Origin of the sequence: Providencia sp. PROV076, from assembly GCF_028483405.1 — a bacterium.
In the GTDB taxonomy this organism is placed as follows: domain Bacteria; phylum Pseudomonadota; class Gammaproteobacteria; order Enterobacterales; family Enterobacteriaceae; genus Providencia; species Providencia huaxiensis.
Genome location: NZ_JAMPRR010000033.1, coordinates 31,641 through 56,196, shown reverse-complemented (window position 1 = coordinate 56,196; position 24,556 = coordinate 31,641). Strand labels below are relative to the sequence as shown.

General features: G+C 40.1%; 23 protein-coding genes. 6 read left to right on the top strand and 17 right to left on the bottom strand.

Annotated elements, in window-relative coordinates; translation table 11 throughout:
• Positions 1–13: 13 nt before the first annotated feature.
• Together PSF67_RS18745 and PSF67_RS18740 are read right to left on the bottom strand one after the other, a co-directional pair.
• Positions 14–832: a VanW family protein gene (locus PSF67_RS18745; protein WP_210848482.1), complete on the bottom strand. Its 819-nt coding sequence runs from the start codon at positions 830–832 to the stop codon at positions 14–16.
• A 276-nt stretch (positions 833–1,108) separates the two neighbouring features.
• A complete protein-coding gene (locus PSF67_RS18740) occupies positions 1,109–2,425 on the bottom strand; it encodes a CitMHS family transporter (RefSeq protein WP_231068218.1) in 1,317 nt (438 codons plus the stop codon).
• Between the two features lie 542 nt (positions 2,426–2,967).
• Between PSF67_RS18740 and PSF67_RS18735 the strand changes: the two genes are divergently transcribed.
• Complete coding sequence (locus PSF67_RS18735; RefSeq protein WP_272677451.1) at positions 2,968–4,059, top strand: NADH:flavin oxidoreductase/NADH oxidase; 1,092 nt, start codon at positions 2,968–2,970, stop codon at positions 4,057–4,059.
• Between the two features lie 53 nt (positions 4,060–4,112).
• Here PSF67_RS18735 and PSF67_RS18730 read toward each other — a convergent pair whose 3' ends face one another.
• From PSF67_RS18730 to PSF67_RS18720, 3 genes are all read right to left on the bottom strand, one after another.
• Entirely contained in the window at positions 4,113–4,433 is a 321-nt protein-coding gene (locus PSF67_RS18730; RefSeq protein WP_166266955.1) for a hypothetical protein, read from the bottom strand.
• Positions 4,434–4,663: 230 nt separating this feature from the next.
• A complete protein-coding gene (locus tag PSF67_RS18725) occupies positions 4,664–5,536 on the bottom strand; it encodes a DMT family transporter (RefSeq protein ID WP_102139299.1) in 873 nt (290 codons plus the stop codon).
• A 639-nt stretch (positions 5,537–6,175) separates the two neighbouring features.
• The gene (locus PSF67_RS18720; RefSeq protein WP_102139301.1) at positions 6,176–7,648 is read right to left on the bottom strand and encodes an anion permease; all 1,473 of its coding nucleotides are present in this window, start codon (positions 7,646–7,648) and stop codon (positions 6,176–6,178) included.
• A 641-nt stretch (positions 7,649–8,289) separates the two neighbouring features.
• Between PSF67_RS18720 and cutA the strand changes: the two genes are divergently transcribed.
• The gene (gene cutA / locus PSF67_RS18715; RefSeq protein WP_102139302.1) at positions 8,290–8,637 is read left to right on the top strand and encodes a divalent-cation tolerance protein CutA; all 348 of its coding nucleotides are present in this window, start codon (positions 8,290–8,292) and stop codon (positions 8,635–8,637) included.
• Between the two features lie 258 nt (positions 8,638–8,895).
• Here cutA and betA read toward each other — a convergent pair whose 3' ends face one another.
• From betA to betI, 3 genes are read right to left on the bottom strand one after another with little or no spacing between them, the layout of a single operon-like run.
• Entirely contained in the window at positions 8,896–10,575 is a 1,680-nt protein-coding gene (betA, locus tag PSF67_RS18710) for a choline dehydrogenase (RefSeq protein ID WP_210843922.1), read from the bottom strand.
• A gap of 39 nt (positions 10,576–10,614) precedes the next feature.
• Positions 10,615–12,093: a betaine-aldehyde dehydrogenase gene (gene betB, locus PSF67_RS18705; protein WP_272677450.1), complete on the bottom strand. Its 1,479-nt coding sequence runs from the start codon at positions 12,091–12,093 to the stop codon at positions 10,615–10,617.
• 22 nt (positions 12,094–12,115) lie between these two features.
• Positions 12,116–12,718 (bottom strand): transcriptional regulator BetI, encoded by a 603-nt coding sequence (betI, locus tag PSF67_RS18700; protein WP_102139328.1) that lies wholly within the window; start codon positions 12,716–12,718, stop codon positions 12,116–12,118.
• A 209-nt stretch (positions 12,719–12,927) separates the two neighbouring features.
• On the opposite strand from betI, the gene PSF67_RS18695 reads away from it, so the two are divergent.
• A complete protein-coding gene (locus PSF67_RS18695) occupies positions 12,928–14,970 on the top strand; it encodes a choline transporter (RefSeq protein WP_004255510.1) in 2,043 nt (680 codons plus the stop codon).
• Positions 14,971–15,022: 52 nt separating this feature from the next.
• Here PSF67_RS18695 and PSF67_RS18690 read toward each other — a convergent pair whose 3' ends face one another.
• Positions 15,023–15,382, bottom strand: a complete 360-nt coding sequence (locus PSF67_RS18690; RefSeq protein ID WP_102139306.1) for a hypothetical protein — start codon at positions 15,380–15,382, stop codon at positions 15,023–15,025.
• Between the two features lie 175 nt (positions 15,383–15,557).
• Positions 15,558–16,340, bottom strand: coding sequence for a DNA-binding transcriptional regulator KdgR (gene kdgR / locus PSF67_RS18685; protein ID WP_102139307.1), 783 nt, complete (start codon positions 16,338–16,340; stop codon positions 15,558–15,560).
• A 219-nt stretch (positions 16,341–16,559) separates the two neighbouring features.
• Between kdgR and PSF67_RS18680 the strand changes: the two genes are divergently transcribed.
• A complete protein-coding gene (locus PSF67_RS18680; protein ID WP_272677449.1) occupies positions 16,560–17,519 on the top strand; it encodes a sugar kinase in 960 nt (319 codons plus the stop codon).
• A 12-nt stretch (positions 17,520–17,531) separates the two neighbouring features.
• The gene (locus tag PSF67_RS18675) at positions 17,532–18,149 is read left to right on the top strand and encodes a bifunctional 4-hydroxy-2-oxoglutarate aldolase/2-dehydro-3-deoxy-phosphogluconate aldolase (protein WP_210848477.1); all 618 of its coding nucleotides are present in this window, start codon (positions 17,532–17,534) and stop codon (positions 18,147–18,149) included.
• 67 nt (positions 18,150–18,216) lie between these two features.
• Here PSF67_RS18675 and PSF67_RS18670 read toward each other — a convergent pair whose 3' ends face one another.
• The 3 genes from PSF67_RS18670 to cbpA all read right to left on the bottom strand — a co-directional run bounded on the left by PSF67_RS18670 (position 18,217) and on the right by cbpA (position 20,184).
• The gene (locus tag PSF67_RS18670; RefSeq protein ID WP_166266943.1) at positions 18,217–18,810 is read right to left on the bottom strand and encodes a hypothetical protein; all 594 of its coding nucleotides are present in this window, start codon (positions 18,808–18,810) and stop codon (positions 18,217–18,219) included.
• Between the two features lie 142 nt (positions 18,811–18,952).
• Complete coding sequence (locus tag PSF67_RS18665; RefSeq protein WP_102139311.1) at positions 18,953–19,246, bottom strand: chaperone modulator CbpM; 294 nt, start codon at positions 19,244–19,246, stop codon at positions 18,953–18,955.
• Positions 19,246–20,184 carry a curved DNA-binding protein gene (gene cbpA / locus PSF67_RS18660; protein WP_195698774.1) on the bottom strand — a complete coding sequence of 313 codons (939 nt, stop codon included), beginning with the start codon at positions 20,182–20,184 and terminating at the stop codon, positions 19,246–19,248. The genes PSF67_RS18665 and cbpA overlap by 1 nt, the downstream gene beginning before the upstream one ends.
• A gap of 209 nt (positions 20,185–20,393) precedes the next feature.
• On the opposite strand from cbpA, the gene PSF67_RS18655 reads away from it, so the two are divergent.
• Positions 20,394–20,843 (top strand): GNAT family N-acetyltransferase, encoded by a 450-nt coding sequence (locus PSF67_RS18655; protein WP_102139313.1) that lies wholly within the window; start codon positions 20,394–20,396, stop codon positions 20,841–20,843.
• Positions 20,844–21,211: 368 nt separating this feature from the next.
• Here the strand turns inward: PSF67_RS18655 and PSF67_RS18650 are convergent, their stop codons facing one another.
• The 4 genes from PSF67_RS18650 to PSF67_RS18635 all read right to left on the bottom strand — a co-directional run bounded on the left by PSF67_RS18650 (position 21,212) and on the right by PSF67_RS18635 (position 24,556).
• On the bottom strand, positions 21,212–21,925 hold the full coding sequence (locus PSF67_RS18650) for an RNA polymerase sigma factor FliA (RefSeq protein WP_166266941.1): 714 nt from the start codon (positions 21,923–21,925) through the stop codon (positions 21,212–21,214).
• A 371-nt stretch (positions 21,926–22,296) separates the two neighbouring features.
• Complete coding sequence (locus PSF67_RS18645; RefSeq protein WP_272677448.1) at positions 22,297–23,223, bottom strand: ROK family protein; 927 nt, start codon at positions 23,221–23,223, stop codon at positions 22,297–22,299.
• Between the two features lie 27 nt (positions 23,224–23,250).
• Complete coding sequence (gene nanR, locus PSF67_RS18640; RefSeq protein ID WP_272677447.1) at positions 23,251–23,985, bottom strand: transcriptional regulator NanR; 735 nt, start codon at positions 23,983–23,985, stop codon at positions 23,251–23,253.
• Between the two features lie 91 nt (positions 23,986–24,076).
• Entirely contained in the window at positions 24,077–24,556 is a 480-nt protein-coding gene (locus PSF67_RS18635) for a YhcH/YjgK/YiaL family protein (RefSeq protein WP_272677446.1), read from the bottom strand.

Sequence of the window (24,556 nt, the reverse complement as noted above, 5' to 3'; positions counted from 1 at the left end):
ATTATCAACACTGTCATTCAACCACTATATGACGTTCATCTAGGGAATATTTCACTACTACTTTATTCCGATACAAACAATTATCCTGCAGAGTGATAGGTTCCTGTCCTTTTGTTGTCACTTTTTGCCAAATTTCGTTATGGCGGTATATGACCCCATTTTCTCGAGTAAACTTATGGTTTCTCTCATAAATATGGTACTTGTGCTCACGAGGAGTGCAGCTCAATAACTCCCCTTCGAGTTGATGTTCTGCAATATTAAATACCAATTGAAAAGCACTTTGCGTCGGATTATAAAAAACCAAATCGATATAATTATAAAAAATTGCTGCTCCAGAACCAAAAGGCAATACCCGCCCTTCATCTGGAAATGGGTCAAAACTATGATTAGCACGCTCAATTACTTGCAATGGAGAATGTAAAACCATCCAATGAATTAAATTACTCAGTTGGCAAATTCCCCCGCCAATCCCTGAGCGTGCTTCACCGAATGATAATTCCATCCCTTCGAGAAAACCTCTGCGTGCTGTGGGTTTACCTACTAATCGACAAAAAGAAAAATATTCACCGGGATATATAGTAATGCCATTCATCGCTTCTGCAGCAATACGTAAGTTTGTCACTTTGTTATATTGTAAACGTAGGTCTGACTCACCTAATTTTCGGATCAGCTTCGACGTGTGCTTGTTGTAGCGATATTCAAGGCGTTCACTGGATTTTGATTTCGCATAATACTTGGCGGAAAATGCCCAATGCAATCGTCGAGCTAAACGTTTTTGAGTGACACGCAGCCAATAGAGAATAGGATGATAAGAAGAAAGCGGCCTACGCATAACAAACCTTATTGATATAATTAACCAATAAATCATGTCATAGGCATTCGCTTTTCGACATAGTAACTGTCTGATAAACCCAATAATTGATAAAAGAAAATAACCCTCTGGCTTGTAGAATAAAAAAGACTTGTCTTTCGAATAGACAATTTGCTCTAAGGATTTCATGTCACAGCTAGGCGGCAAAAAAGTAAATCCCTAGGAGCATACACAAGTATGTGACTAGGGTTTACTTTTGAAGCCAACAACGCTGTGGCGTTAAAGCCGACGAGCAAATTAATACAAGCCGAGTACCGCCCCAACCGCTAATAAAAAGAAACTAAACAACCAAATCCAACCGAACGAATAACGTAAGTGGCGCCCCATATCAATTCCAGCTAATCCCATTGCTAACCATGCTGCTGGAGAGAACGGGCTCACGAAGGTTCCTGCATTGTTACCTATCGCCATGGCATAAACAACGGAAGATGGGTCAACACCAACTGTGCCTGCAATTTGTTGAATTATTGGTAATAGTGCAAAATAGTAAGCATCGGTACTGGTAAAAATATCCATTGGCACACCTAAAATACCAACAAAAATATGAACTTTAGAAACCCATTCTGTTGGTAAAATAGCGGTTAAGTCTGTTGCGATTGACTCAAGCATGCCACCTTCAGATAAAATACCTAAAAATGCTCCCGCCGCTAAGATAATGGCAACCATTCCCAATGCTTGCGGAGCATGGGCTGCCAAAACTTTCATTTGGTCTCTAGGGTTAGGGAAGTTAACCATCAAGGCAATGGAAAGGGCAATCATAAAAACATAAGGTGCAGATAATAAACCAAATGCTAAACACACAACGGAAGCAACAATTAACCCACCATTAATGAGTGGTTTTTTAGGCTTATGAACCGTTTCCGCTATATCTGCAGTGTCGTCACTGACAGGTAACAAAGAATCCATTTCATATGGCGTTGTTCCTTTCAAACTTGCTGCGGCAATACGTCTTTTCTCACGTAATCCCATCAAGATAGCAAATACCACTGCTCCCCCCATACCAATGAGTTGTACTGGGATCAAATGTTGCCATAAGGTCGAAGCATCAATTCCAGTGACAGCCGAAGCACGGCCTAATGGCCCGCCCCAAGGCACCATATTCATAACCCCCATGCTGGCACACATCAGCAGCAACATAAGGTATGGACTCATCCCCAATTGGCGGTATAAAGGTAATAGTGCAGGAATGATAATTAAGAATGTCGCTGCGCCTGAACCATCTAAATGGACAACTCCTGCAATTAACGTTGTCATAATACAAACAACAATAATATTCCCACGCGTCATTTTAACCATTAAACGGATCAACGGATCAAAAATATGCAGGTCTTTCATTAAGCTAAAAAATAAAATCGCAAATAAAAACATAGCTGCGACTTTTGAAACTTTATTAATTCCGCTTTCAAAGAATACTGAAATTTCAGCAACAGAGTAACCAGCAAATAAAGCACCAATAAAGGGAATACAAGACATTGCGATAATTGGGCTAACTTTCCCCATCATCAATAATGTTACTATCGATATAATGATTAAAATACCAATAATTGTCAGCACATCAACTTCCTTCTTAGAATTATATTTTTCAGGTGAACACAAAATTCAGCTTGGCTCGCATTAGCTTAATAAGCATGTTTCTTATATAAACCATTTAATATAACCGCAAGGAATATTTTATAATTTTGCTTCACAAACAATGCATTAATTCTTATTTAAATTATCATTTAAAATAAAAAAATAGCTTTATTCTCTATTAGAACCATTAAAACCATAAGAGGACATTAACGCCACTCCACAATGGTGAATATTAATTTTATTTATAAGTTACAGAATTATAACAATCAAAAATTAATAACTATTATAATATTTTATTTTTTATCTTATTTTTTTATATTTTCTCCCTCTTTTTTCATCATGTTGCTAGGGAAATATACTTTTTATGCTTTTGGCCAAATATGCAAAAATTTACTTGATTTTCTATCACCGATCCGCTGTAAAAACAAAATTTAGCCCGTAATACCACACCATCTCACAAAAAAAATTTAGAGGACTAAGTATAATATTAAAGTAATTTAAGTTTGCTAATAAGGAATGTTCCAATGAGCCGCCTTTTTTCACCTGCATCAATAGGCCAAGTTTCGCTGAAAAATAGAATTATTGTTCCCCCTATGTGTCAATATTCTGCAGAAAATGGCATGCCAACAGCGTGGCATAACGCCCACTATATGAACCTTGCCTTGTCAGGGGCCTCCTTAGTGATTGTAGAAGCCAGTGCCGTTGTTCCTGAAGGACGTATTACCCACAAAGACTTAGGCTTATGGAATGACGAACAAATGGTAGCCATGCAGAAAATGCTCAGCGATATCAGACATTTTTCAGATGCGCGTTTAGGGGTACAAATCGCCCACGCAGGTAGAAAAGCATCAACCGAGTTACCTTGGTTAGGGGGTAAAAGTATCCATCCTACACAACCAAATGGTTGGCAAACCGTTGCACCATCAGCAATCGCTTTTGGTGAGAATGCAATCCCACATGCATTATCTATTGATGAAATTCTACAGGTCAAACAGCAATTTATTGACGCTGCAATTCGTGCTGAAAAAGCCGGTTTTGACGTTATTGAGATCCATGCTGCTCACGGATATTTACTGCATGAATTCTTATCACCGGCATCAAACTTACGACAAGATGAATATGGTGGGTGCTTTAAAGGGCGTACCCGCTTACTTACTAATATTTTTCATGAGATGAGAGAAATAATTAACCCTAATGTTGCAATTGGCGTGCGGATCTCCGCAACAGATTGGCTTGAATCGGGTTGGAATGTACCAGAATCAATTGAGCTAACAGAATTATTAGAGGATTTGGGTTGTGATTATGTCCACGTTTCGTCAGGTGGCTTATCAACTGAACAACAGATACCATTAAGTCCAAATTATCAAGTCCCTTTAGCCCAAGCTATTCATGAAAACACCATGATGCCTGTTATTGCGGTAGGCCTTATTATCGAACCTTTACAAGCAGAAGCCATTGTTGCAACCCATCAAGCTGATTTTGTCGCTATTGGTAGGGGGATTTTATTTGAGCCACGATGGCCTTGGCGAGCAGCGAGTGAATTGAATGAACAAATAGACGTTGCGCCACAATACCGGCGCTGTGCCCCACATCAATTTAAGCACTTATTTAAGTAAGGTAATAAACTCGCAGCTATTGCTAATTGATAATAGCTGCGAGTAATAAATAATTAACGCGCGTTAGTCGAACACTGTTGCACAAATTCAATCATCGTTTTTTGGAATTCAGGTTCTGCAGTACCTGATTTTTCTAGCTCCGCATCCATACGTTTAAACTCGGCCAAACCATATTTTTCAATTGTTTTGTCGTAGGCGCAACCACAAATTGCAGTCACTGCTTTTGCCGTTTCACCTTGAGGATTACCAGATGCAACCACACAAGTATTTACAAAATTTTCTTTGTATTCAGCAATTTCTGATTTTTCATCAGAACATGCAGACAGCACAGCCATCGCTCCCGCCATACCTAATATTAATGCTAATTTTTTCATTTTATGCCCATTTCCTATTTAGCTTTAACTAAGATGATAATAATAAACCCCTATTATTCCTAGTTCACGCTATTTTGGATATCTCGTTTATGTTTTCAATACCATTAATCTTAATTCACCAAATAAGACGTTCTTATTAAGATTAATATCCCTATCACTGACTATTCATATTAATCATAGCTGTTTTCTTATAAAAAATCTGTATTGCCCCATCTTTTATTATCTGTATTTCACTTAGGTAATGAATTAGAACAACGCCATCGATAATAGAATAATGATGATAAAATTAGCACACAGCCAACAATTTGGATAAAAGGCATTCTTTCACTATACCAAATAGCCGCTACAAATACGGTCATAACAGGTTCAAGGATCATAATAATTGCGGCATTTCCTGCGGTGGTATTTTTTTGGCCGATAAGCTGTAATACAAACCGTAAACTCGTTGCTATCACCACACTAGCAATAAACCACATCATAGTGGGTATCGTGATGCTACTTGGCCACTCTTCTAAAAAAAGTGACAAAACTAGTCCTGTAATTCCAGTACAGGCAAGTTGAATGGTCGTTAACGGTAAAAGAGGAATTGTTCGAGTATATAAACTGGTATAACAAAAATAGATAGCCTGAACAATTGCGGCGCCAAGAAACCAAAGTTGGCTTGCTTTAAACTCAAGCTGAGCCTTGAATAGTGTTAAACATGCCAGCCCTAATACAGCGACAGGAAGTGCCTCCCAGAAATAACGTACAGGTTTATTTTTTAAAATCACCCATGCGACTAAGGGAACAAACAACATCGCCAGGCTCATGATAAAAGCCCCTTCGCCAATTGAGTCTGTTATCGCAACTGCGTGGATCCAAAGCACCATATTTAATGACATCCAACCGCCTGTCATTAATATTTTGGGTAATTGCTTCACCGCTATTCTATTTTTTTTCCCCCGACAAAAAGGGGCTAAAATGATGGCCGCGAATAAAAAACGGCTACCTAGGAAGGCAAATATTGGCATTCCCTGCACTGCTTCTCGGGAAAATACCCATCCCCAAGCTGCAATTATCGTGGTAAGCACCAAGAAAAATTCTGCCTTTCTTTGCGAATACATGTGTTCCTCTGGATAAATTAAAAAGACTCTCTGCTACATCATACTGGCTTTTTCATCTAAACCAATCACATTTATGGCCTTTATCTCCAACCGCTCCAAATAATAATGTTTCGTAAAAAATGATAAATATGACCTTAAATTAAGAGCCATTTCCTCTTAATAACGATAAGTTTACTTCCAAGCCGCCTTTTTTCTTATTAAATAGATTAAGTCTCATTTCAAATACGATAAATGAGGAAGTTTGCATACAAGTTCATCAATTTTTCTTTTTACATGACCTGAGATAATCAAGGTAGGCAAACAAGTACCAGTCTTACTGATTGAAGTTGCATCTTCAACTTAATGGAAGGTCATAGCATGGTTATTCAAAAAACATTACCGATAGATAACGATACAATCAAAAAAATTAAGATTGCGATCAATAAGAGAAAATATGCGCATGCGGATGAAATAAGTTTGTTATGGCAACACGCATTACAATCGTCGTCAGTCTTCAGTTGGGGAAAAGTGATGCTGATTTCGATAATTAGTGGTTTGGTTGTGACAATAGCCACTTATTTATAGCATGGGGTTTTAAAAGAAGAAATCGAGCTGATAGCCCGATTTCTATTAAATATCTTCAATCTCTAATTTAGCTAATTACCAGTAACCTAAGAACTTCCACCAAACGCTACCAATAAAGAACCAGATGGCTAAGTTAACGACACTCATAACAAAACCGGTTTTCCACCACTCGCCTAATGTGGCATAGCCAGAACCAAAGATAATGGGTGCAGTACCTGTTCCGTAATGAGTTAATGACATCATTAATGATGATGAGAAAGCAAGCGTTAAAGCTAACAACATTGGCGGTGCACCAAGAGATAAGCCCGCGGCTAAAAATGCAGCATACATTGCGGTAATATGTGCGGTTGTACTAGCAAAGAAATAGTGGGAATAAACATAGATAAGAACAAGGATCAACATCCCCCATACCCAGCTAATTCCCATACTCGCAATGGCACCTTCGACTGAAACTGACATCCATTTAATTAGGCCTAATTTTCCTAAGAAAGATGCCATCATCACCAAAGCGGAGAACCAAACTACCGTATCCCAAGCCCCTTTATTTTTTAAGACATCATCCCAATTGATGACACCTGTTGCTAATAAAATACTTAAGCCAATAAATGCTGCTGTTGTTGCATTCACACTGTATGCAGGTCCAAAAATCATTGCAGGTACACCTGCCCACATCAGTAATAACAACCCAAAAACAGCTAATGTTAATTTTTCAGGTAATGAAACTGGCCCTAATTGCTGTAAACGTTCTTTGGCAAAATTAGGCGCATCCGGCGTAGAGGTGATTTCAGGCTTGTACATCAAATAAATGACCAGAGGCATTAAAATCAAGGAGATAATGGCAGGCACAAATGCTGCAATAGCCCACATTCCCCAAGTTAGCTCCCCTTTTTGCCCTAATTCACTTACAATCAGGCTGACTATCAGTGGGTTGGGGGCTGTTGCCGTAATAAACATTGCAGACGTAATCGGGTTAATATTGTAATTGACCAAAGCCAAGTAACGACCGATTTTCCCAGCAGTACCATCATCTGCCTTAGACCCGAAACTATCAGCGATAGAACGCATAATTGGGTGAATAATTCCCCCACCTCGTGCAGTATTACTTGGTGTCACAGGAGCCAATATTGTTTCTGCTATTGCCAATGAATAAGCAATACCCAATGTTTTTTTACCAAATAAAGAAATGACATAATAACCTATCCTTGCCCCTAAACCTGTTTTGTTCAAGCTCATGGAAACCATGATAGAAATACCAATTAACCAAATTAAGTCATTAGAAAAACCACTTAATGCATCCGCAATTGCCCCTTTAGTTGATTCAGGATTAGTCACCCCGGTAACTGCAACTAATGAGATAGCGACAATAGAAACACCACCTATTGGTAAAGCCTTACCAATAATCGCAGCGATTGTGCCTACAAATAATGCTAAAAGATGCCACGCATTTGGATTAACACCTTCAGGAACAGGAATTAAAAACCAAATAATTAATGTTATTGCAACTGCGATTAACGTTGGAACAGGTTTTAAAGGTGTCAGCTTATTCATAGGGTTCATCCATACACGTTTAAAGATGGAAATACAGAGTAATTTCAGTTATATATTCTAATTTTATCTTTAGATTAACAATATATAGCTCAAAAACCTTGATATTTATCAGTACGTAGATTCTTTTATAAAAAAATGTAATTTATTTTGTAACTAAACGTAATATATTATTTCAGTGATTAACCTTTCATATTTTTCGCACAAAAAGGTAAGCCTACACTTATATTAATAAGGGTAAAAATAAAACTGGGCTTATTATTTGTTCTATTACTAAGCTAGCAACACATACACTCACATTTATCACATAATCTAATTTGTTTCTTAATATACTAAAATTTCAATTATTTTTATAGTTTACCCTCAATTTATGCTTGCTGAATCGAATTAATAAAATAAAACCAAGAAATATTCTAAATTATATTGAATATATAAAAAATTATAACAATGGTAATTTTTGCTTAAAAAACGAGCAACCCACTATTGAAGCAATACCTTCTACTTAATTATCATTAGTTATTATCTAATCTGATCATGCTAAAAAACACTTATAGTGATTATGCTTTTTCCCAATACAATTTTTATTCCTAATCTATAAATATGAGCAATAAAACACATCCAAATATGACTAAGAAGGAAATGAAATGTCCACTGAACAAATTTACTCCACAAATGCTCAACGCCCATGTATTGTGTTATGCACGACTAATAGCCATGAAAGTGCAATTAAAATTACCCAACATTTACTAGCCAATCGTTTAGCTGCATGTGTTTCTTTACTCCCTGAAATAACATCTGTTTATCTATGGCATGGTAATATCACGCAAGATAAGGAGATCTTACTCTTGATCAAAACAACCCAAGGGAATCAACTCAATTTGTTTAATGCAATAAAAGAAGTACACCCATATAAAACTCCAGAACTCATTCGCTTAGACCCAAGCCAAATTGAAGATAATTATCTACAATGGCTGATTAGCTCCGTTAAATAATAGGTATTAATCTGAATTTAATAACTATAACGTTATAAATTGTGAGCTAGAATCATTTTGTATAAATAAATTCAACTGGTCGGCTATGGTTTACCGTAAATTAATGCTATATAAATAAGCTCGCTTTATATTTATTTTCCCTCCTTAATATTTGGAGGTTTTTTTTGTCTAAAAATTAGCTAACACATATTCTGTCTAGCTAAAAAAGCGACTGATATAAATATCAATCGCTTTGTACGTGAAATCTTCGTGGAAAAACTAGCCCCTTAAGGGCTGATTTCTCACTGGCCTACCACCTGCAACATAATAATCTGCATCGCTTGTGGGCAACGGAGACCGATTTCGAATTTTATCGGCGATTTTCTCCGCGATCATGATAGTCGTTGCATTTAAATTCCCCGTAATAATCAACGGCATAATTGATGCGTCGATAACTCGTAAATTTTCAATACCATGAACTCGCCCTGCACCATCCACTACCGCCATATCATCGTGCCCCATTTTACAAGTTCCACAGGGGTGAAAAGCGGTTTCTGCTCTCTCGCGGACAAATGTATCTAGCTCTTCATCAGTACTAATCTGTTTACCGGGGCTGATTTCTTCCCCACGATATGGGTCAAGTGCTGGCTGAGCCATAATTTCACGGGTAATACGAATAGCAGCACGAAACTCTTCCCAATCCTGCTCCGATGACATGTAATTAAATAAAATACTCGGATGCTGCCTTGGGTCTAAAGATTTCAAACGAACTCGCCCTCGGCTCGGCGAACGCATTGAACCTACATGGGCTTGAAAACCATGCTGATTAACGGCATTACTACCGTTATAGTTAATCGCCACAGGCAAAAAGTGAAATTGAATATTTGGCCAAGCGAATTTTTCACTGGTACGGATAAACCCGCCTGCTTCAAATTGGTTGCTTGCGCCAATTCCTGTCCCTTTAAATAGCCATTCAGCGCCTATTTTGGGTTGATTTATCCATTTTAAGGCTGGATATAGTGAAACTGGTTGTTTGCATTCATATTGCAAATACATTTCAAGGTGATCTTGCAAGTTTTGCCCTACACCAGGTAAAACGTGCACAGCTGGAATATTGAACTCAGCCAAAACATCCGCAGGCCCAACACCAGAACGCTGTAAAATTTGTGGAGATGCGATCGCGCCTGCACATAAAAGAACCTCTTTGCGCGCCTTCACTACCGTAGGCGTAGTGCTATTACCTTGATAATATTTAACACCAACCGCTTTTTTCCCTTCAAACTCAATGGTATCCGTAGTGGCATGCGTAAGAATAGTTAAATTGTGGCGTTTTTTCGCTTGGTCCAAATACCCTCTTGCTGTACTTGCTCGTCGCCCTTGAGGAGTGACTGTGCGATCCATCGGGCCAAAACCCTCTTGTTGGATCCCATTTAAATCATCTGTTTGTGGATACCCTGCTTGTACACCGGCTTCCACCATCGCATGAAATAGCACATTATTGCCATTCTTCGGTGTTGTCACACTGACTGGGCCATCTCCACCATGGTAATCATTAGGGCCAATATCACGCGTTTCTGCTTTTCTAAAATAAGGTAAGCAATCGAGATAACGCCAGTCTTCTAAGCCAGGTGCTTCAGCCCAGCCGTCAAAGTCTAGGGCATTCCCTCGGATATAACACATCCCATTAATTAATGATGAGCCCCCGAGCCCCTTCCCTCTACCACACTCCATTCGTCGGTTATTCATATGCGGTTCAGGATCAGTTTCATAAGCCCAATTATAACGTCGCCCCTGTAACGGGTAGGCTAATGCCGCTGGCATTTGTGTGCGAAAGTCGAACCGGTAGTCCGGTCCTCCTGCTTCAAGGAGCAGCACAGTAACATCTGGATCTTCTGTCAGGCGGGTAGCAAGAACGTTACCGGCTGAACCAGCACCGATAATAATATAGTCATAGACCATTGTTATCTCCTCTGTTTCAGTCAAATTAAAATGATGTGATTAAAAAACGGATGCAAATTCCCCCAATTCCACTTGAATGGATTTCACTTGTGTATAATTTTGCAATGTCATTACGCCATTTTCACGGCCAACACCGGAATGCTTATATCCCCCTACTGGCATTTGAGCGGGTGATTCACCCCATGTATTGATCCAGCAAATCCCAGCTTCTAATTGATGGATAACACGATGCGCACGCGTTAGATCCTGTGTCACAACCCCTGCAGCAAGCCCATATACGCTGTTGTTTGCACGGGCAATCACTTCATCTTCCGATTGATAACTTAAAATACTCATGACAGGACCAAAAATTTCTTCCTGCGTGATTTGCATTTCATCATTGCAATCAGTAAATACCGTTGGTGCAACATACGCTCCCTGAGCGAAATCGCCATCCATCAAGCGTTCACCTCCGCACAATAATTTCGCACCTTGCTGTTTGCCTAACGCAATATAACGCAACACATTTTCCATATGAGCAAAACTGACTAATGGCCCAAAGTTAGTATTATCGTCAATGGGGGAACCTATTTTAATGCGCGCCACACGTTCAGTGATCTTGTCTTCAAACTGTGATTTGAGTGATTTCGGCACAAAAACCCGTGTTCCATTGGTACACACTTGGCCGGAACTATAAAAATTTGCCATCATGGCGATATCTGCAGCTTTATCTAAATCTGCATCATCAAAAATAATTAGCGGTGATTTACCGCCTAGTTCCATCGTCACCTCTTTTAAAGAAGAGGCTGACGCATTCGCCATCACTTTTTTACCCGTTGCGATCCCCCCAGTGAATGAAACTTTGGCAATATCAGGGTGCTCCGTTAACCATTGCCCCACTTCACCGCCTTGGCCTGTCACCACGTTAAACACCCCGGCTGGCACACCCGCTTCAGTATAAATTTCAGCTAACTTTAATGCGGTTAACGACGTGACTTCACTGGGTTTGAACACCATGGCATTACCCGCAGCCAGAGCAGGTGCTGATTTCCATAGCGCAATTTGGATAGGGTAATTCCATGCGCCAATCCCTGCCACAACACCCAGCGGTTCACGGCGGGTATAAGCAAATGCGCTGTCACGCAGAGGGATCTGCTGCCCTTCCAGCATAGGGATTAAACCTGCATAGTATTCAAGGACATCTGCCCCTGTGACGATATCCACATAACGAGTTTCAGAAAGCGGTTTGCCCGTATCAAGAGTTTCGAGATAAGCCAATTCGTCGTTACGTTCCCGTAAAATATCCACCGCACGGCGTAAAATACGTGAGCGTTCCATCGCGGTCATTGCCGCCCAAACTTTCTGACCTTGTTTGGCGCTTTCTACCGCCCATTGGATATCTTCAAGGGTCGCAGATTGCAGATTTGCGATAGTTTCGCCATTTGCAGGGTTGATTGCAGGAAATTGCCCGCATTCAGGTTGTGAACTGTCGACATAACCACCATGAATATAAAGCTTATGTATCGGTGGATGTTGCATATTATCTCCTCTGAATTGGTTATTAGGTTTCTAAAACCTCAGCACGTTGTAGTTGCATATCGATATATTCGTTAGTGATTTTGAGTGCATCCTTAACAGGGAATTGTTCATTACTCAAAGCACTACGTAGCCATAGGCCATCAATTAAAGCCGCCAGCCCCTTCGCTGCCATCCGCGCATCTGCCTTGTTTAACACCCGCCCAAACTCATAGCTTAAGTTTGAATACAAGCGTCGGTCATTAACCTGCTGTAAACGGTTTAAATTCGGTTGATGCATACTACTAGCCCAAAAGGCTAGCCACGTTTTCATCGCGGCCTCACTGGTTTGCGTTGGGTCGAAGTTGCCCTCAACAATTGCCTGAATTCGTAGTTTTGGCTCCGCTCCGGTCAACATCCGTAAACGTATTGCAACCGCAAACCCTAGTTGGTATTGAATATGGCGCATAGTGGCTTCAAGCAAGCCATTTTTATCACGGAAATAATGGCTAATGATCCCTGTAGAAACCCCGGCTTTACGGGCAATTAACACAAAACTAGCTTCCTGCATTCCAACTTCATTAATCACAGCCAATGTGGCTTGAATTAACTGTTGTTTACGTATCGACTGCATTCCTATCTTCGGCATGGTATTTGAACCTAAAAAATACATTGATCCCTTGTATTAAACGTTTTTTTGATTGAATGTTCAATCAATATTAACTATTGTTTACAACAATTCATTCACAATTAACATAAGAGAGAAGATAACAAAAACCAAATCTTGGCTAATAAATCAATTAGTTAGCTTAGAAAGTAATTTTAACCTGTTAAATAAATAAAAATGTGGAATGTCCAATGACAACTCAAAATAGTCCAAAAAATAAGCAGAAGGATAAACTGAATTCTGTGGTTTTTTTTACTTCCGCCGGTCTTATTCTGGCGTTTTCTTTTTTCACCATCTTGATGACCGAAACAGCAAATCAGTGGATCGTTGCCGCCCTTGGCTGGGTATCTAAAACCTTTGGTTGGTATTACCTGCTAGCAGCAACGCTTTATATTGTTTTTGTCATTTTCGTTGCTACCTCACGCTTTGGTAATATCAAACTCGGCCCTGAACAATCTAAACCTGAATTTAGCGTACTCAGTTGGTCTGCGATGCTATTCGCCGCAGGAATTGGTATCGATTTAATGTTTTTCTCCGTCGCTGAGCCGGTCACCCAATATATGCTGCCGCCAACAGGCGAAGGCGAAACCTTAGAAGCAGCTCGTCAGGCGATGGTGTGGACACTGTTCCACTATGGCCTAACGGGCTGGTCTATGTATGCCTTAATGGGAATTGCACTGGGTTATTTCAGTTATCGTTATAACTTGCCGCTGACCATTCGCTCCGCACTTTATCCAATATTTGGTAAACGAATTGACGGCCCAATTGGCCATACTGTGGATATTGCTGCGGTATTAGGGACGATTTTTGGTATCGCAACAACGTTGGGGATTGGGGTTGTTCAGCTGAATTATGGCCTCAAAGTATTATTCGACTTACCTCAAGGGCTCCCCGTGCAAAGTGGGTTGATCCTGCTATCGGTGATTATGGCCGTGATCTCCGCCACATCAGGGGTAAATAAAGGCATTCGGGTGTTATCCGAGCTCAATGTGCTGTTAGCATTTGGTTTGATTTTATTTATCTTATTTGTCGGCGATACTGAGTTCTTACTCAATGCCTTAGTGCTGAATGTGGGGGACTATATCAACCGCTTTATGGGTATGACCCTCAATAGCTTTGCCTTTGACCGCCCAACGGATTGGATGAATAGCTGGACGCTGTTTTTCTGGGCATGGTGGGTAGCATGGTCACCATTTGTTGGGTTATTCCTTGCTCGTATTTCTCGCGGCCGGACTATTCGACAATTTGTGATTGGCACATTAATTATTCCATTTGTTTTCACACTATTATGGCTATCTATTTTTGGTAATAGTGCATTGTATGAAATCATTCACGGCAATAGTGAACTTGCAAAAACCGTCCTCGACGCCCCCGAAAAAGGCTTCTATTCACTACTTGAACTTTACCCCGGCTTTGGCCTAACCGCTTCTGTTGCAACCATTACTGGGCTGTTGTTCTATGTCACCTCTGCTGACTCCGGCTCATTAGTATTAGGCAATTTCACCTCAAAACTCAGTGATATTAACAATGACGCCCCTAATTGGTTGCGAATTTTCTGGTCTGTCGCAATTGGCTTACTTACCTTAGGGATGTTAATGACGGATGGCGTCGCTGCGTTACAAAATACGACGGTGATCATGGGCTTGCCCTTTAGTTTTGTTATCTTCTTTATTATGGCTGGGCTATATAAGTCATTAAAAGTTGAGGACTTTAGACGCGTTAGTTCGCTAAATACCAATGCCCCTGCACCACTATATGGCAACGGAACACTGAATTGGAAACAGCGTTTGGGACGAGTGATGAATTTCCCGGGAACGACTTATACCCAGCGGATGCTTGATTTGGTCTGCATTCCTGCCATGCAAGAAGTGGCGAAAGAGCTCAGTTTAAGGGGAGCAAAAGTGGAATTTAACACCTTGCCACCCATTGCTGATGAGCGATTAGACCATTTAGAATTAACAGTCGACCTAGGTGAAGAACAAAGCTTTATTTACCAAGTGTGGCCACAGCGCTATTCAGTTCCCGGTTTTACCTATCGCGCACGTTCAGGGAAATCCCATTATTACCGCTTAGAAACCTTCTTATGGGAAGGCTCACAAGGGAATGATTTAATGGATTACACCAAAGAACAAGTGATTAGCGATATTCTAGACCAATATGAAAAACATATGAATTTCATTCATTTAAGCCGTGAAGCCCCCGGTGCAACCTTAACATTCCCTGAATCTGTCTAGTTTGAACTCTAAGGGGGCGATGCTCCCTTAGAGTCAACAGATGAACAACGCATCAATATGGGCGGCCCGCTTGCTCTAGCATTTTTTTCATTTGCTGGCGGTCATTCATCCAAGCCATTGAATTAGGGCACCCTGCTCCCGTCGGGTTAACATCACACACATTAAAATGTTTTGAAAACGCATTTTCATCTGCATTTCGCTGTTCTAACAAAGCTTGATAACTTTGTTCTTCTTGTGGAAGTTTCTTTTTGGGATCAAAGACAAACTTTTGTTGTGTCTGTAATTTTTTAATTCCTTGGTAGTCTTGACTAAACTCGCGATCAGCGGGTGACTTTTCTTTAAATGTAAAGTCGCTGGCAAAGCCATAAGAAGTGAAACAAAGAAAAATAACAACAATAACCTTTTTAAACATATCTATTTCCTGCTGTGTTCATAAGTAAATATTATATGTCAGCAGCAACACATGGTGTTGGATAATAATAAGTGAAATTTATAACACCTTAATATTCAAATAAATAATTTACATGGGTTATTAAATCAATTGATTGATACATCATTAAAACTGGCTTAATCCTGTTATATCACCCCTATAATGGATATTGGTGATAGCCCATTTTCTCTGAAATATTACGCCCCGCTGTTTTCAGTAATTGGACGTAGTCACCAATACGCTGCTCATCAAAACGAATCGTTGGGAACGAAATCGATAACCCTGCAACCACATGGCCTAACCGGTCATACACTGGCACAGCAATACAGCGCAGGCCTAGCTCTTGCTCTTCTCTGTCTTGCGCATAATGGCATTCACGAACTGTGGCTAATTCCACCAGCAGGTCTTCTAACGTTAAAATCGTTGTTGCCGTTTTTTGGCTAAAAGTTTCGTTTTTCAATGCTAAACGAATGGATCCTTCATCTTGCCAAGCGAGTAAAATCTTACCGATTGCGGTGCAATACAATGGGTTACGACGCCCAACCCGTGAATACATGCGTAAATTATAACTTGAGTCGATTTTATGGATATAAATAATGGCATCTTCATCTAAAGCGCCCAAATGCACCGCTTCATGGGTCAATTGGCCAATACGACGCATTTCTGTATCTGCAATTTCAATTAAATCCACATACTCGAGGGATTTTGCCCCTAATTCGAAGAGTTTTAAGGTCAGTGAATACTTATCCGCTTCACCTTCTTGATCCACATAGCCTAGCTGTTTCATCGTTTGCAGAAAACGAAATGTCGTGGCTTTTGACATCAATAAACGCTGTGAAAGCTCAGACACACCAATCTCTTTTTGCTCACCAAGGGCGCTAAGAATGCTAAATACCTTAACCACTGCTGAAACAGCATCCGTTTGAGTCGTTTTATCCATTATTTTCCTATCATCCTATAATCCCATCATCCTATAAATTGATATCGACATTACACCCTAGCGGATAGCATAAGTGGCTATCATGATAAAAACAAGAACGGTGATTTAATATTTTTAAAACGGCGTTTCATTTTAATTGAAGTTCTATTTGAAATGGGTTTTAATAGCATCATTAAGTCAGCAATAGTTTACTAAGTCGTAATCGCGCAGGTGGTGAAAATGAATACACATCCGCAAGTTGCCGTTATTGGCGAATGCATGGTTGAGTTGCAAAAATCGGGTGAACTTTATAAACAAACGTTTGGTGGGGATACACTCAATACCGCACTATACCTGTCTCGTTTAACAAAAGACCATGGCGTGACAACCCGTTACATCACCGGTTTAGGTAAAGACCCATTCAGCCAGCAAATGCTAAGCAGTTGGCAACAAGAAGGCATCAATACTGAAGAAGTCTTCATTTCGGACAAACATTTGCCTGGGATGTATTTAATCGAAACCTCCGCTGATGGCGAACGTCGCTTTTTCTATTGGCGAGATAATGCCGCGGCAAAATTTTGGCTTGATGCCGTCAGTCTTGATAGCAATAGCAAAGCCCACACACAGCAAGTACTTAATTCACAACAATTTATCTACTTAAGTGGCATTACCTTAGCCATTTTACCTGACGCCTCACGTCAGTTGTTATTTGAAATGTTACAGCATGCTAAACAACACGGCGCTAAAATTGTCTTCGATAATAACTATCGCCCTGCGCTTTGGCCTTCAAAACAAGCCGCTCAACAAGCTTATCAGCAAACTCTCACTTTAACCGACATCGCTTTTTTGACCTTTGATGACGAACAGTTGCTTTATGGTGACATTCATGAAAATGATGCAATTGCACGTACCCAACAATATGGCGTGAACGAAATAGTGATCAAGCGCGGTGCTGAGGCTTGCTTCGTCGTTATTGATAACGAACGTATTGAAGTCCCTGCGAATAAAATAAGCCATGTTGTTGATACCACTGCCGCAGGGGATTCCTTTAGTGCCGGCTACCTTGCTTGTCGCATCGTCGGTGGCAGCCCATGTGAAGCAGCAAAAACAGGTCATTTACTGGCTGGAACCGTCATCCAACACCGGGGAGCGATTATTCCATCCGAGGCCATGCCAACCACTGCTTTAGTAAAATGTTAAGAGGCTTTAACCATGAATCAATTACTTGAAAGAATTAAGAAACTCAATGTTGTTCCTGTTATCACCATTAATAATGCAGAGCATGGTGCACCATTGGCAAAAGCTTTAGTGGAAAATGGCCTGCCATGTGCAGAAGTCACCTTCCGCACCCCTGCAGCGGTACAAGCGATTAAAAATATGCGCGCGGCCTACCCTGAACTACTGATTGCCGCAGGTACGGTATTAACCACAGCGCAAGTTGACCAAGCCATTGAAGCGGGTGTAGATTTTATCGTCAGCCCGGGCTTTAACCCGAAAATTGTGGCTTATTGCCAACAAAAGAACGTGATTATCATTCCTGGTGTGAATAACCCAAGTTTAGTAGAACAAGCCCTTGAATTTAATCTCACCACATTGAAATTCTTCCCAGCCGAAGCCTCTGGCGGAGTTGCCATGCTCAAAGCTCTCAGCGCGGTTTACCCGGTTAAATTTATGCCAACTGGCGGTATCGGTGTGAAAAACATTAAAGAATACACCTCATTACCTTCTGTATTAGTGTGCGGCGGTTCATGGATGGTGCCGAATGACCTTATCGACAGTGAAAACTGGCAAGAGCTCGGCAAACTCATTGCCGAAGCTGCGGCTATTTAATTAATAATAAAAATCTCGTTGTTGTTATTGCGCCCTTACTGGATGGTAAGGGCTTTTTGCTAATGGTTTAGATAGAATACATTCGAGTAAAATATTCGCTGATTTTATCATTATCTAACAATCTATCTTTGGTAAAATCTAAAGTATCAGAAACGACAATGTATTGCCTTAGAGGGATAGGTATATCTGATATTGTCGCATAAATCGTTGGCACTAAATGGCGAAAATAATCTCCCATTTTTGTTTCACCCTCATAGCCCACAGGAAAGTCTTCCCCTTGGTTATAGCCTTCAATGCCTTCAAATACAAATATTCCCTTTTGTGTTGCAAGATAAGCATCTGTCAGTTTATTACCTTCATCTAAACGATTTTTATAACTGGTAAAAACAGTTTCTTGGGAATAATGCTTGTATTTCCAATAGGAAAATAGATCAACTGAAAAATCACCATTTTTCTGTATGCTATTTTCATATTTAGCCGATTCACAATATATAAACTCACTTAAATCAACATATAACTCACTAATATTAGGTATGCTGATATACACTTTGGGTAACCATCCCCAGCAATTATTCAGCATAAATGCTAAATAACCGTTTTTATCCATTGCAACCCATGAATAAATATTCCCCCATTCAGGTCGCCAATCAGTAGTTAACATCAAAGCCTCTTATATCGTTCACAATACAATTAAATTTTTATAGGTATTGAATGAATTGGCCCTATACTTTAATTCAATGCATAAGGCCAAAATGAAACAGACTCTATATAGAAAGCTCAATAGTCATTAAATTATCAGAAACCTAACCAATAAAACGTTTTAACTGTAAACGCAACATCTCATTTTCGCGTTGGAGCATTTCATTTTGGTCCAATAGGCTCATCGCCATTGCGATGCCCGGCCAGTCAATTTCTAATTCATGGTAAAGACGCACGGCTCTTCTCACAATGACTACCGCTTGGTCATCAAACAACCACTCATTAGTCGTTTCAATGGGTTGAATTATCCCAAGGCCGACGATTTCCTGTAATTCATCTTCAGCAATACCAGTATGAACGCAAAAATCAATAACGGTTAATGATGTGAACTGTTCCATTATTTGCCTCCCCAATTTTTACGTGGGTCAAAACTCTGCTGAGTCTCCGCCAATTTCCGCCACAGTGCATCCGCTTCTGCATTACTGCTATTTGGCATCACGATTTTTATAATCGCGTACAGATCCCCTGCTGTACCTTTATGTTTCAGCCCTTTACCTTTAAGGCGTAATTTTTGGCCAGCTTGGCTATTAGCAGGAACGGTGATCACAATCGGGTCTTTTAATGTTGGAATGGTGACTTTAGTTCCGAGGGCTGCCTCCCATGGCGCAAGCGGCACGACCACTTCTAAATCATGGCCTTTGATATCAAATAATGGATGTGGTGCAATGCGGATGGTTATCCATAGATCGCCATTTTCACCGCCATTTTCCCCCGCTGTGCCTTGCCCTTTTAAGCGAATACGTTGCCCATCAATCACCCCTGCCGGGATAGTCACGTTAAGTGTTTTAGGGACTTCGTTTTCGATAAAACCAAAAGCGTTATAGACGGGTAAGTTATAGCTAATGGTACGTTTATGGGGTTCTTGGGTTTCTTCAAGGAAAACAGCCAGTTCAACCTCTAAATCCTGCCCGCGATGGCTGCGAGCCTGCCTTGTGCCACCCCGTGCACGTTGGGAAAACATCGATGAAAAAATGTCATCAAAGCCGCCTTCATCAAACCCTTGCTGGGAATAGGTGCGGCTTTGTTGGCCTTGGTTAGCTTGGTTAAAATAGGGGTCATTTCTGTGTTCCCACATTTCATCGTATTCTGCACGCTTTTCTTTGTCACCAAGTACCGCCCAAGCCTCCGCAATTTCTTTAAAGCGTGCTTCGGCATCGGGTTCTTTACTCACGTCAGGGTGATATTTTCGCGCTAAACGGCGATACGCGGTCTTAATGGTTTTTAAATCATCGGTGCGCTTAACACCCATGATGCTGTAATAATCCTTTAGTTCCATAGTCATATCTCGTTCACTTATCTGTTGAATAGAATTCTTATGGTATTTACCCTGTTGGGCTAAACATCACGACTACCTTGAATTTAACTTAGGACATTTACGCACTAATTGGAATAGCTAGGCCATGATAAAATTCCACAAAAAACAGGAAATTTACGCTATTTCAGGCTAAACCTATAAGAGGGTAGTTTGATTAATAGGGGAACTCTATGGATGCGCTTGCCAATCGCCTGAACTATAAAGTCAACTTTGCCATCTCTATTGAGGATTTTGTTCGATTGATTCGCCAATCACCATTTAAAGAAATGGTGACAACCGATAACCTTACTCAATTGGATGCAATGCTAAATAACGCGGACTTATTAGTTAGTGCATGGGATGAGGAACAGGTGGTCGGTTTTGTCCGCACGGTAACGGATTTTAGTTCTTGCTGTTATATCTGCGAACTGGCCGTTGATACTCAGTATCAAAAACACGGCATCGACCGCCAATTAATGCGCCTCGTCGCTGAAGAACTCCCCGCCGACTGCCAAATTTTATTTTTCTCCACCGACAGCAACCTCACCGAATATTTAAAACTGGGCTTCACCCAATCCCCAAGAGCATGGCACACCACGGCAGAGAATTTTTTGGTTAGATCGGCAGAGCTGGATGAATAATAGAAAGTAACATCGTTAAAAGCGTAGAAATATAGTAGAAAAAACAAATTTGAATAAGCCTTAAAATATCCCTATGCGGATGATCTAAATAATTCGTATTGTTGGTAGAAAGCCGGAGCAGACATAAGTCTAGAAATCAGTGATATATTTAAAGCATGAAAAACCTTAAATATCAACACATTAAGCAATTTATCCTATAATAAAAAAACAAATTTAAATAAGCTTTAAAAGTACTCGATACTGATGCTCTAAATAATTCGGTTTGTGGGTAGAAGACCAGAGAGGATATCTCGGGGAGCATACACAAGTATGTGACCCGAGTAGCCGAGCGCAGTCGACACCCCCACAATGCGAAGTATGACGAGCATCTATCTGAGGCGGCCGCGGAGACGTTTAATAGCCTGACTATGAAGCTGACTCACCCTCGACTCCCCAACCTCCAGCACCGCCCCAATCTCCTTCAGATTCAGCTCTTCTTGGTAATACAGCGTCAGCACCATTTTTTCGCGTTCTGGTAACTGATTTATTGCCGCCGCAATTTGGTCACGCAAGCTGGAATCTAACAACAGACTCAACGGGTTACCGCCATCGTCCTCATCCATTTGCGGCTCACAGCTTTCCCCATGAATTTCATGCCACTCATCATAAGAAAACAGTTGGCTATTATTGGTGTCCAGTAATGCTTGGCGATACTCCGCAAGGTCAATATCCAGCGCTTTGGCGATTTCCGGCTCAGTCGCACTTCGCCCTAACGATTGTTCCAGCGCACCAATGGCTTTGGTCATTTCACGCGCTTGGCGACGCACACTGCGCGGCACCCAGTCACGGCTACGCAGTTCATCTAGCATCGAACCCCGAATTCTTTGCACCGCATAAGTGGCAAATGACGCCCCTTGGGTCACATCGAAACGTTCCAATGCATGCAGTAAACCGATGCCCCCCGCTTGAATTAAGTCGTCGATATCAACACTGGCGGGTAGTCTGACTTGCAGTTTCAGGGCTTCATGGCGTATTAGAGGGTAATAACGCTCCCATAGGCTATTTTTATTAATCACACCTTCGGCAGTATACAAATCACTCACAACCTGAATCACCCTTCAAGCTCTATAAAAGGTATTCATTATCTGTGTTGGTTTTGAATTCAATCCGTAGAGTAAGGCACTAAATATAGCTTTATTTGCCTTATCCTAAATAGGTAAAATTTGAATAACCACAACGTTAATGATTGTTTTAACACAATTTTTAGGGAGTTTTACTGGTAATACAAGTGAGAGGAGTTGTTTTATTGAAAGGTGATTTTGTCATTGAATATATTCATCTGCGCCTGTGCCAAAGTCAGCGCTAAAACTCATATAGAATAAACCTGAAACGACCATGATTATATGACAGCCCTTTAATTACTTGTGGGCTGTGGCGTCTTCGGATGCAATATTAGTTTTAAGATGCTTAATATTTAACGTTTTCTTTTTTGCTGATAAAGTTGGAGCCCCATCCATGCAGCGCCTCTAATTCCACTTGAGTCCCCGTGCTTAGCGGTGACAAAATGAGTATTACAAATACCACCGAACACATATTGGCCAACACACTGGTTAATATTCAACATTATTTCAGGCACGTTTGACAAACCGCCTCCCAGTACAATGGTTTCGGGATCTAACATATTAACAATGGATGCTAGGCACCGGTGTAATTGATTTTTATATAAACCCCAAGTCTTTAGCGAATCAGAGTCATTCGCCCTCATCAATTCTATTATTTCATATGACTTTAAGTGTTCCCCTGTTCTTGATAAATACTGTCTCTCAAGACCGGTTCCCGAAATAAACGATTCAATACAGTTTATTCTACCGCAGTAGCAAGTCGTACTTTCGCCATCAACTTCAAATGAGTAACTCGGTAAAGGGTTATGCCCCCACTCACCTGCACATGCATTTATACCGTTGAGTAGTTTGCCATGTACGACATAGCCACCGCCACATCCAGTTCCTAAAATAACACCAAAAACAGACTGACAGTTTGATGCGTTACCATCAACTTGCTCTGAAAGCACAAAACAATTTGCGTCATTACTTATTGAAATAGGAATAGGTATATTGCTTTCTAAATCACTGAGTAGCGTCCTACCATTAATAACCAATATGTTTGAGTTTCTTATTTTACCCGTCTCAACATCACAATTTCCAGGGAGACAAATACCCAAACTCATTTCTTCACTATACAGTAAAGTGGTATCTTTTATTATTTTAATTAATAAGTTTAAAAAGTTATCATAGCTCGATTTAATCGTTTTGAACCGTTCCTTATGAATAACATTTCCACATTCGTTAATTACAATAACTTCTATTTTAGTACCACCAATATCGATACCAATACTTAACATGCATTCCTCACTGAATTTAGTTATCGGCTAAGGGTAATAATGCTCAAACACATTTTCTATGTGTATCTTAATTGCACGCTCAGCTTCCATAACATTTTTATTTTTAATCGCTTCATAAATAGCAATATGCTCATGATAGCTTCGTGTATTATTTTTTATCATTTTCTCTGTATTATTAAACCTAATTCTAGCCTCTATTAACCATTTTAATAATGCGGAATGAATAGATAAAAACAATGGGTTATTAGGAATTGATGCTAAAACCCGATGAAACGCTATATCCGTATAAACAAATTTATCATGATTTTCTAAAGAGTCCTTATTTAAAACTAAAGCATCATATAACTCATTAATTTGCGCCTCTGTTGCATGTTCCGCAGCATACCTAACAATACCAATTTCAAATAACTCCCTTAGCTGTTCGAAATATCGAATACCATCAGGTTGAGTCAATAAATCCTTAACAGCGCCAGACATCAAAGAGACTAAGGTGTCCGCTGATGGGGTTGTGACTATCGGCCTTTCACCATTTGATAATTGGACCAGCCCTTTGCGCTTTAAACCGGCAATCGCCTCGCGTATTGATGGGCGCCCAACGTCAAACATTTCCATCAAAGCTCGCTCAGAGGGTAAACGCTCCCCCTCTTTTAATTCACCTTGTCGGATCATGTTTTCTAATTGTTCTTCAATAACATCTGATAACTTTCTCCGTTTAACGGGCCTTTTTATGTTGTGTTTTTTCTCATTGTTTGGCGATGTCATTGTTTATCTCCCTAATAATCAAATTATTAGGAATAATTATAACACATCCCTTTTTTTTCATAAACACAATCAAAATAGCCATTTCAGAAAATCAATAAAATTTGTCATACCTTATTTTGATAATAACTTTAGAGAGTTCTTTTGATTTACCTACCTCTAATTGGGTGGCATGAAGTTCGCCTGGAAAAATAACTAAAGCATCGCCAGTTTTTAATATAATTTCTTTTTCAAAATCCATATATTTGAATAATTTGTAATCTTCTTTTTCAGAGGATGCAAAACATATATTATTAATATTATCATCAATGGAGAGTAATATTCTCTCGTCCCCAGACAATGGAATATGAATATCAATATATTTAGAGTGCATTTCAATTACACGTTTTTCTTTAGGTTCGGTTGTCAATGCTTTTCTCGTTAAATTTATGTCATCAGAACTTATGCCATCAAAACTGTAAAAACCATCATTGAGTCGCTTTAAGTCGTTTATCGTATATTGAGAAAGTAATTCTCTGACTGATATAGGCAACACATTAGACTTAATTAAATTCTCATATTTTTGTAATATCAT

What these genes read in the sequence shown, in the direction of transcription:
- PSF67_RS18635 (WP_272677446.1), bottom strand. Translation starts at nt 24,556, where the DNA reads ATGATATTACAAAAATATGAGAATTTAATTAAGTCTAATGTGTTGCCT.
- cbpA (WP_195698774.1), bottom strand. Translation starts at nt 20,184, where the DNA reads ATGGAACTAAAGGATTATTACAGCATCATGGGTGTTAAGCGCACCGAT.
- PSF67_RS18665 (WP_102139311.1), bottom strand. Translation starts at nt 19,246, where the DNA reads ATGGAACAGTTCACATCATTAACCGTTATTGATTTTTGCGTTCATACT.
- kdgR (WP_102139307.1), bottom strand. Translation starts at nt 16,340, where the DNA reads ATGGATAAAACGACTCAAACGGATGCTGTTTCAGCAGTGGTTAAGGTA.
- PSF67_RS18680 (WP_272677449.1), top strand. Translation starts at nt 16,560, where the DNA reads ATGAATACACATCCGCAAGTTGCCGTTATTGGCGAATGCATGGTTGAG.
- PSF67_RS18645 (WP_272677448.1), bottom strand. Translation starts at nt 23,223, where the DNA reads ATGTTAAGTATTGGTATCGATATTGGTGGTACTAAAATAGAAGTTATT.
- PSF67_RS18745 (WP_210848482.1), bottom strand. Translation starts at nt 832, where the DNA reads ATGCGTAGGCCGCTTTCTTCTTATCATCCTATTCTCTATTGGCTGCGT.
- PSF67_RS18670 (WP_166266943.1), bottom strand. Translation starts at nt 18,810, where the DNA reads ATGTTAACTACTGATTGGCGACCTGAATGGGGGAATATTTATTCATGG.
- cutA (WP_102139302.1), top strand. Translation starts at nt 8,290, where the DNA reads ATGTCCACTGAACAAATTTACTCCACAAATGCTCAACGCCCATGTATT.
- betI (WP_102139328.1), bottom strand. Translation starts at nt 12,718, where the DNA reads ATGCCGAAGATAGGAATGCAGTCGATACGTAAACAACAGTTAATTCAA.
- betB (WP_272677450.1), bottom strand. Translation starts at nt 12,093, where the DNA reads ATGCAACATCCACCGATACATAAGCTTTATATTCATGGTGGTTATGTC.
- PSF67_RS18730 (WP_166266955.1), bottom strand. Translation starts at nt 4,433, where the DNA reads ATGAAAAAATTAGCATTAATATTAGGTATGGCGGGAGCGATGGCTGTG.
- PSF67_RS18695 (WP_004255510.1), top strand. Translation starts at nt 12,928, where the DNA reads ATGACAACTCAAAATAGTCCAAAAAATAAGCAGAAGGATAAACTGAAT.
- betA (WP_210843922.1), bottom strand. Translation starts at nt 10,575, where the DNA reads ATGGTCTATGACTATATTATTATCGGTGCTGGTTCAGCCGGTAACGTT.
- PSF67_RS18675 (WP_210848477.1), top strand. Translation starts at nt 17,532, where the DNA reads ATGAATCAATTACTTGAAAGAATTAAGAAACTCAATGTTGTTCCTGTT.
- PSF67_RS18725 (WP_102139299.1), bottom strand. Translation starts at nt 5,536, where the DNA reads ATGTATTCGCAAAGAAAGGCAGAATTTTTCTTGGTGCTTACCACGATA.
- PSF67_RS18720 (WP_102139301.1), bottom strand. Translation starts at nt 7,648, where the DNA reads ATGAATAAGCTGACACCTTTAAAACCTGTTCCAACGTTAATCGCAGTT.
- PSF67_RS18690 (WP_102139306.1), bottom strand. Translation starts at nt 15,382, where the DNA reads ATGTTTAAAAAGGTTATTGTTGTTATTTTTCTTTGTTTCACTTCTTAT.
- PSF67_RS18655 (WP_102139313.1), top strand. Translation starts at nt 20,394, where the DNA reads ATGGATGCGCTTGCCAATCGCCTGAACTATAAAGTCAACTTTGCCATC.
- nanR (WP_272677447.1), bottom strand. Translation starts at nt 23,985, where the DNA reads ATGACATCGCCAAACAATGAGAAAAAACACAACATAAAAAGGCCCGTT.
- PSF67_RS18735 (WP_272677451.1), top strand. Translation starts at nt 2,968, where the DNA reads ATGAGCCGCCTTTTTTCACCTGCATCAATAGGCCAAGTTTCGCTGAAA.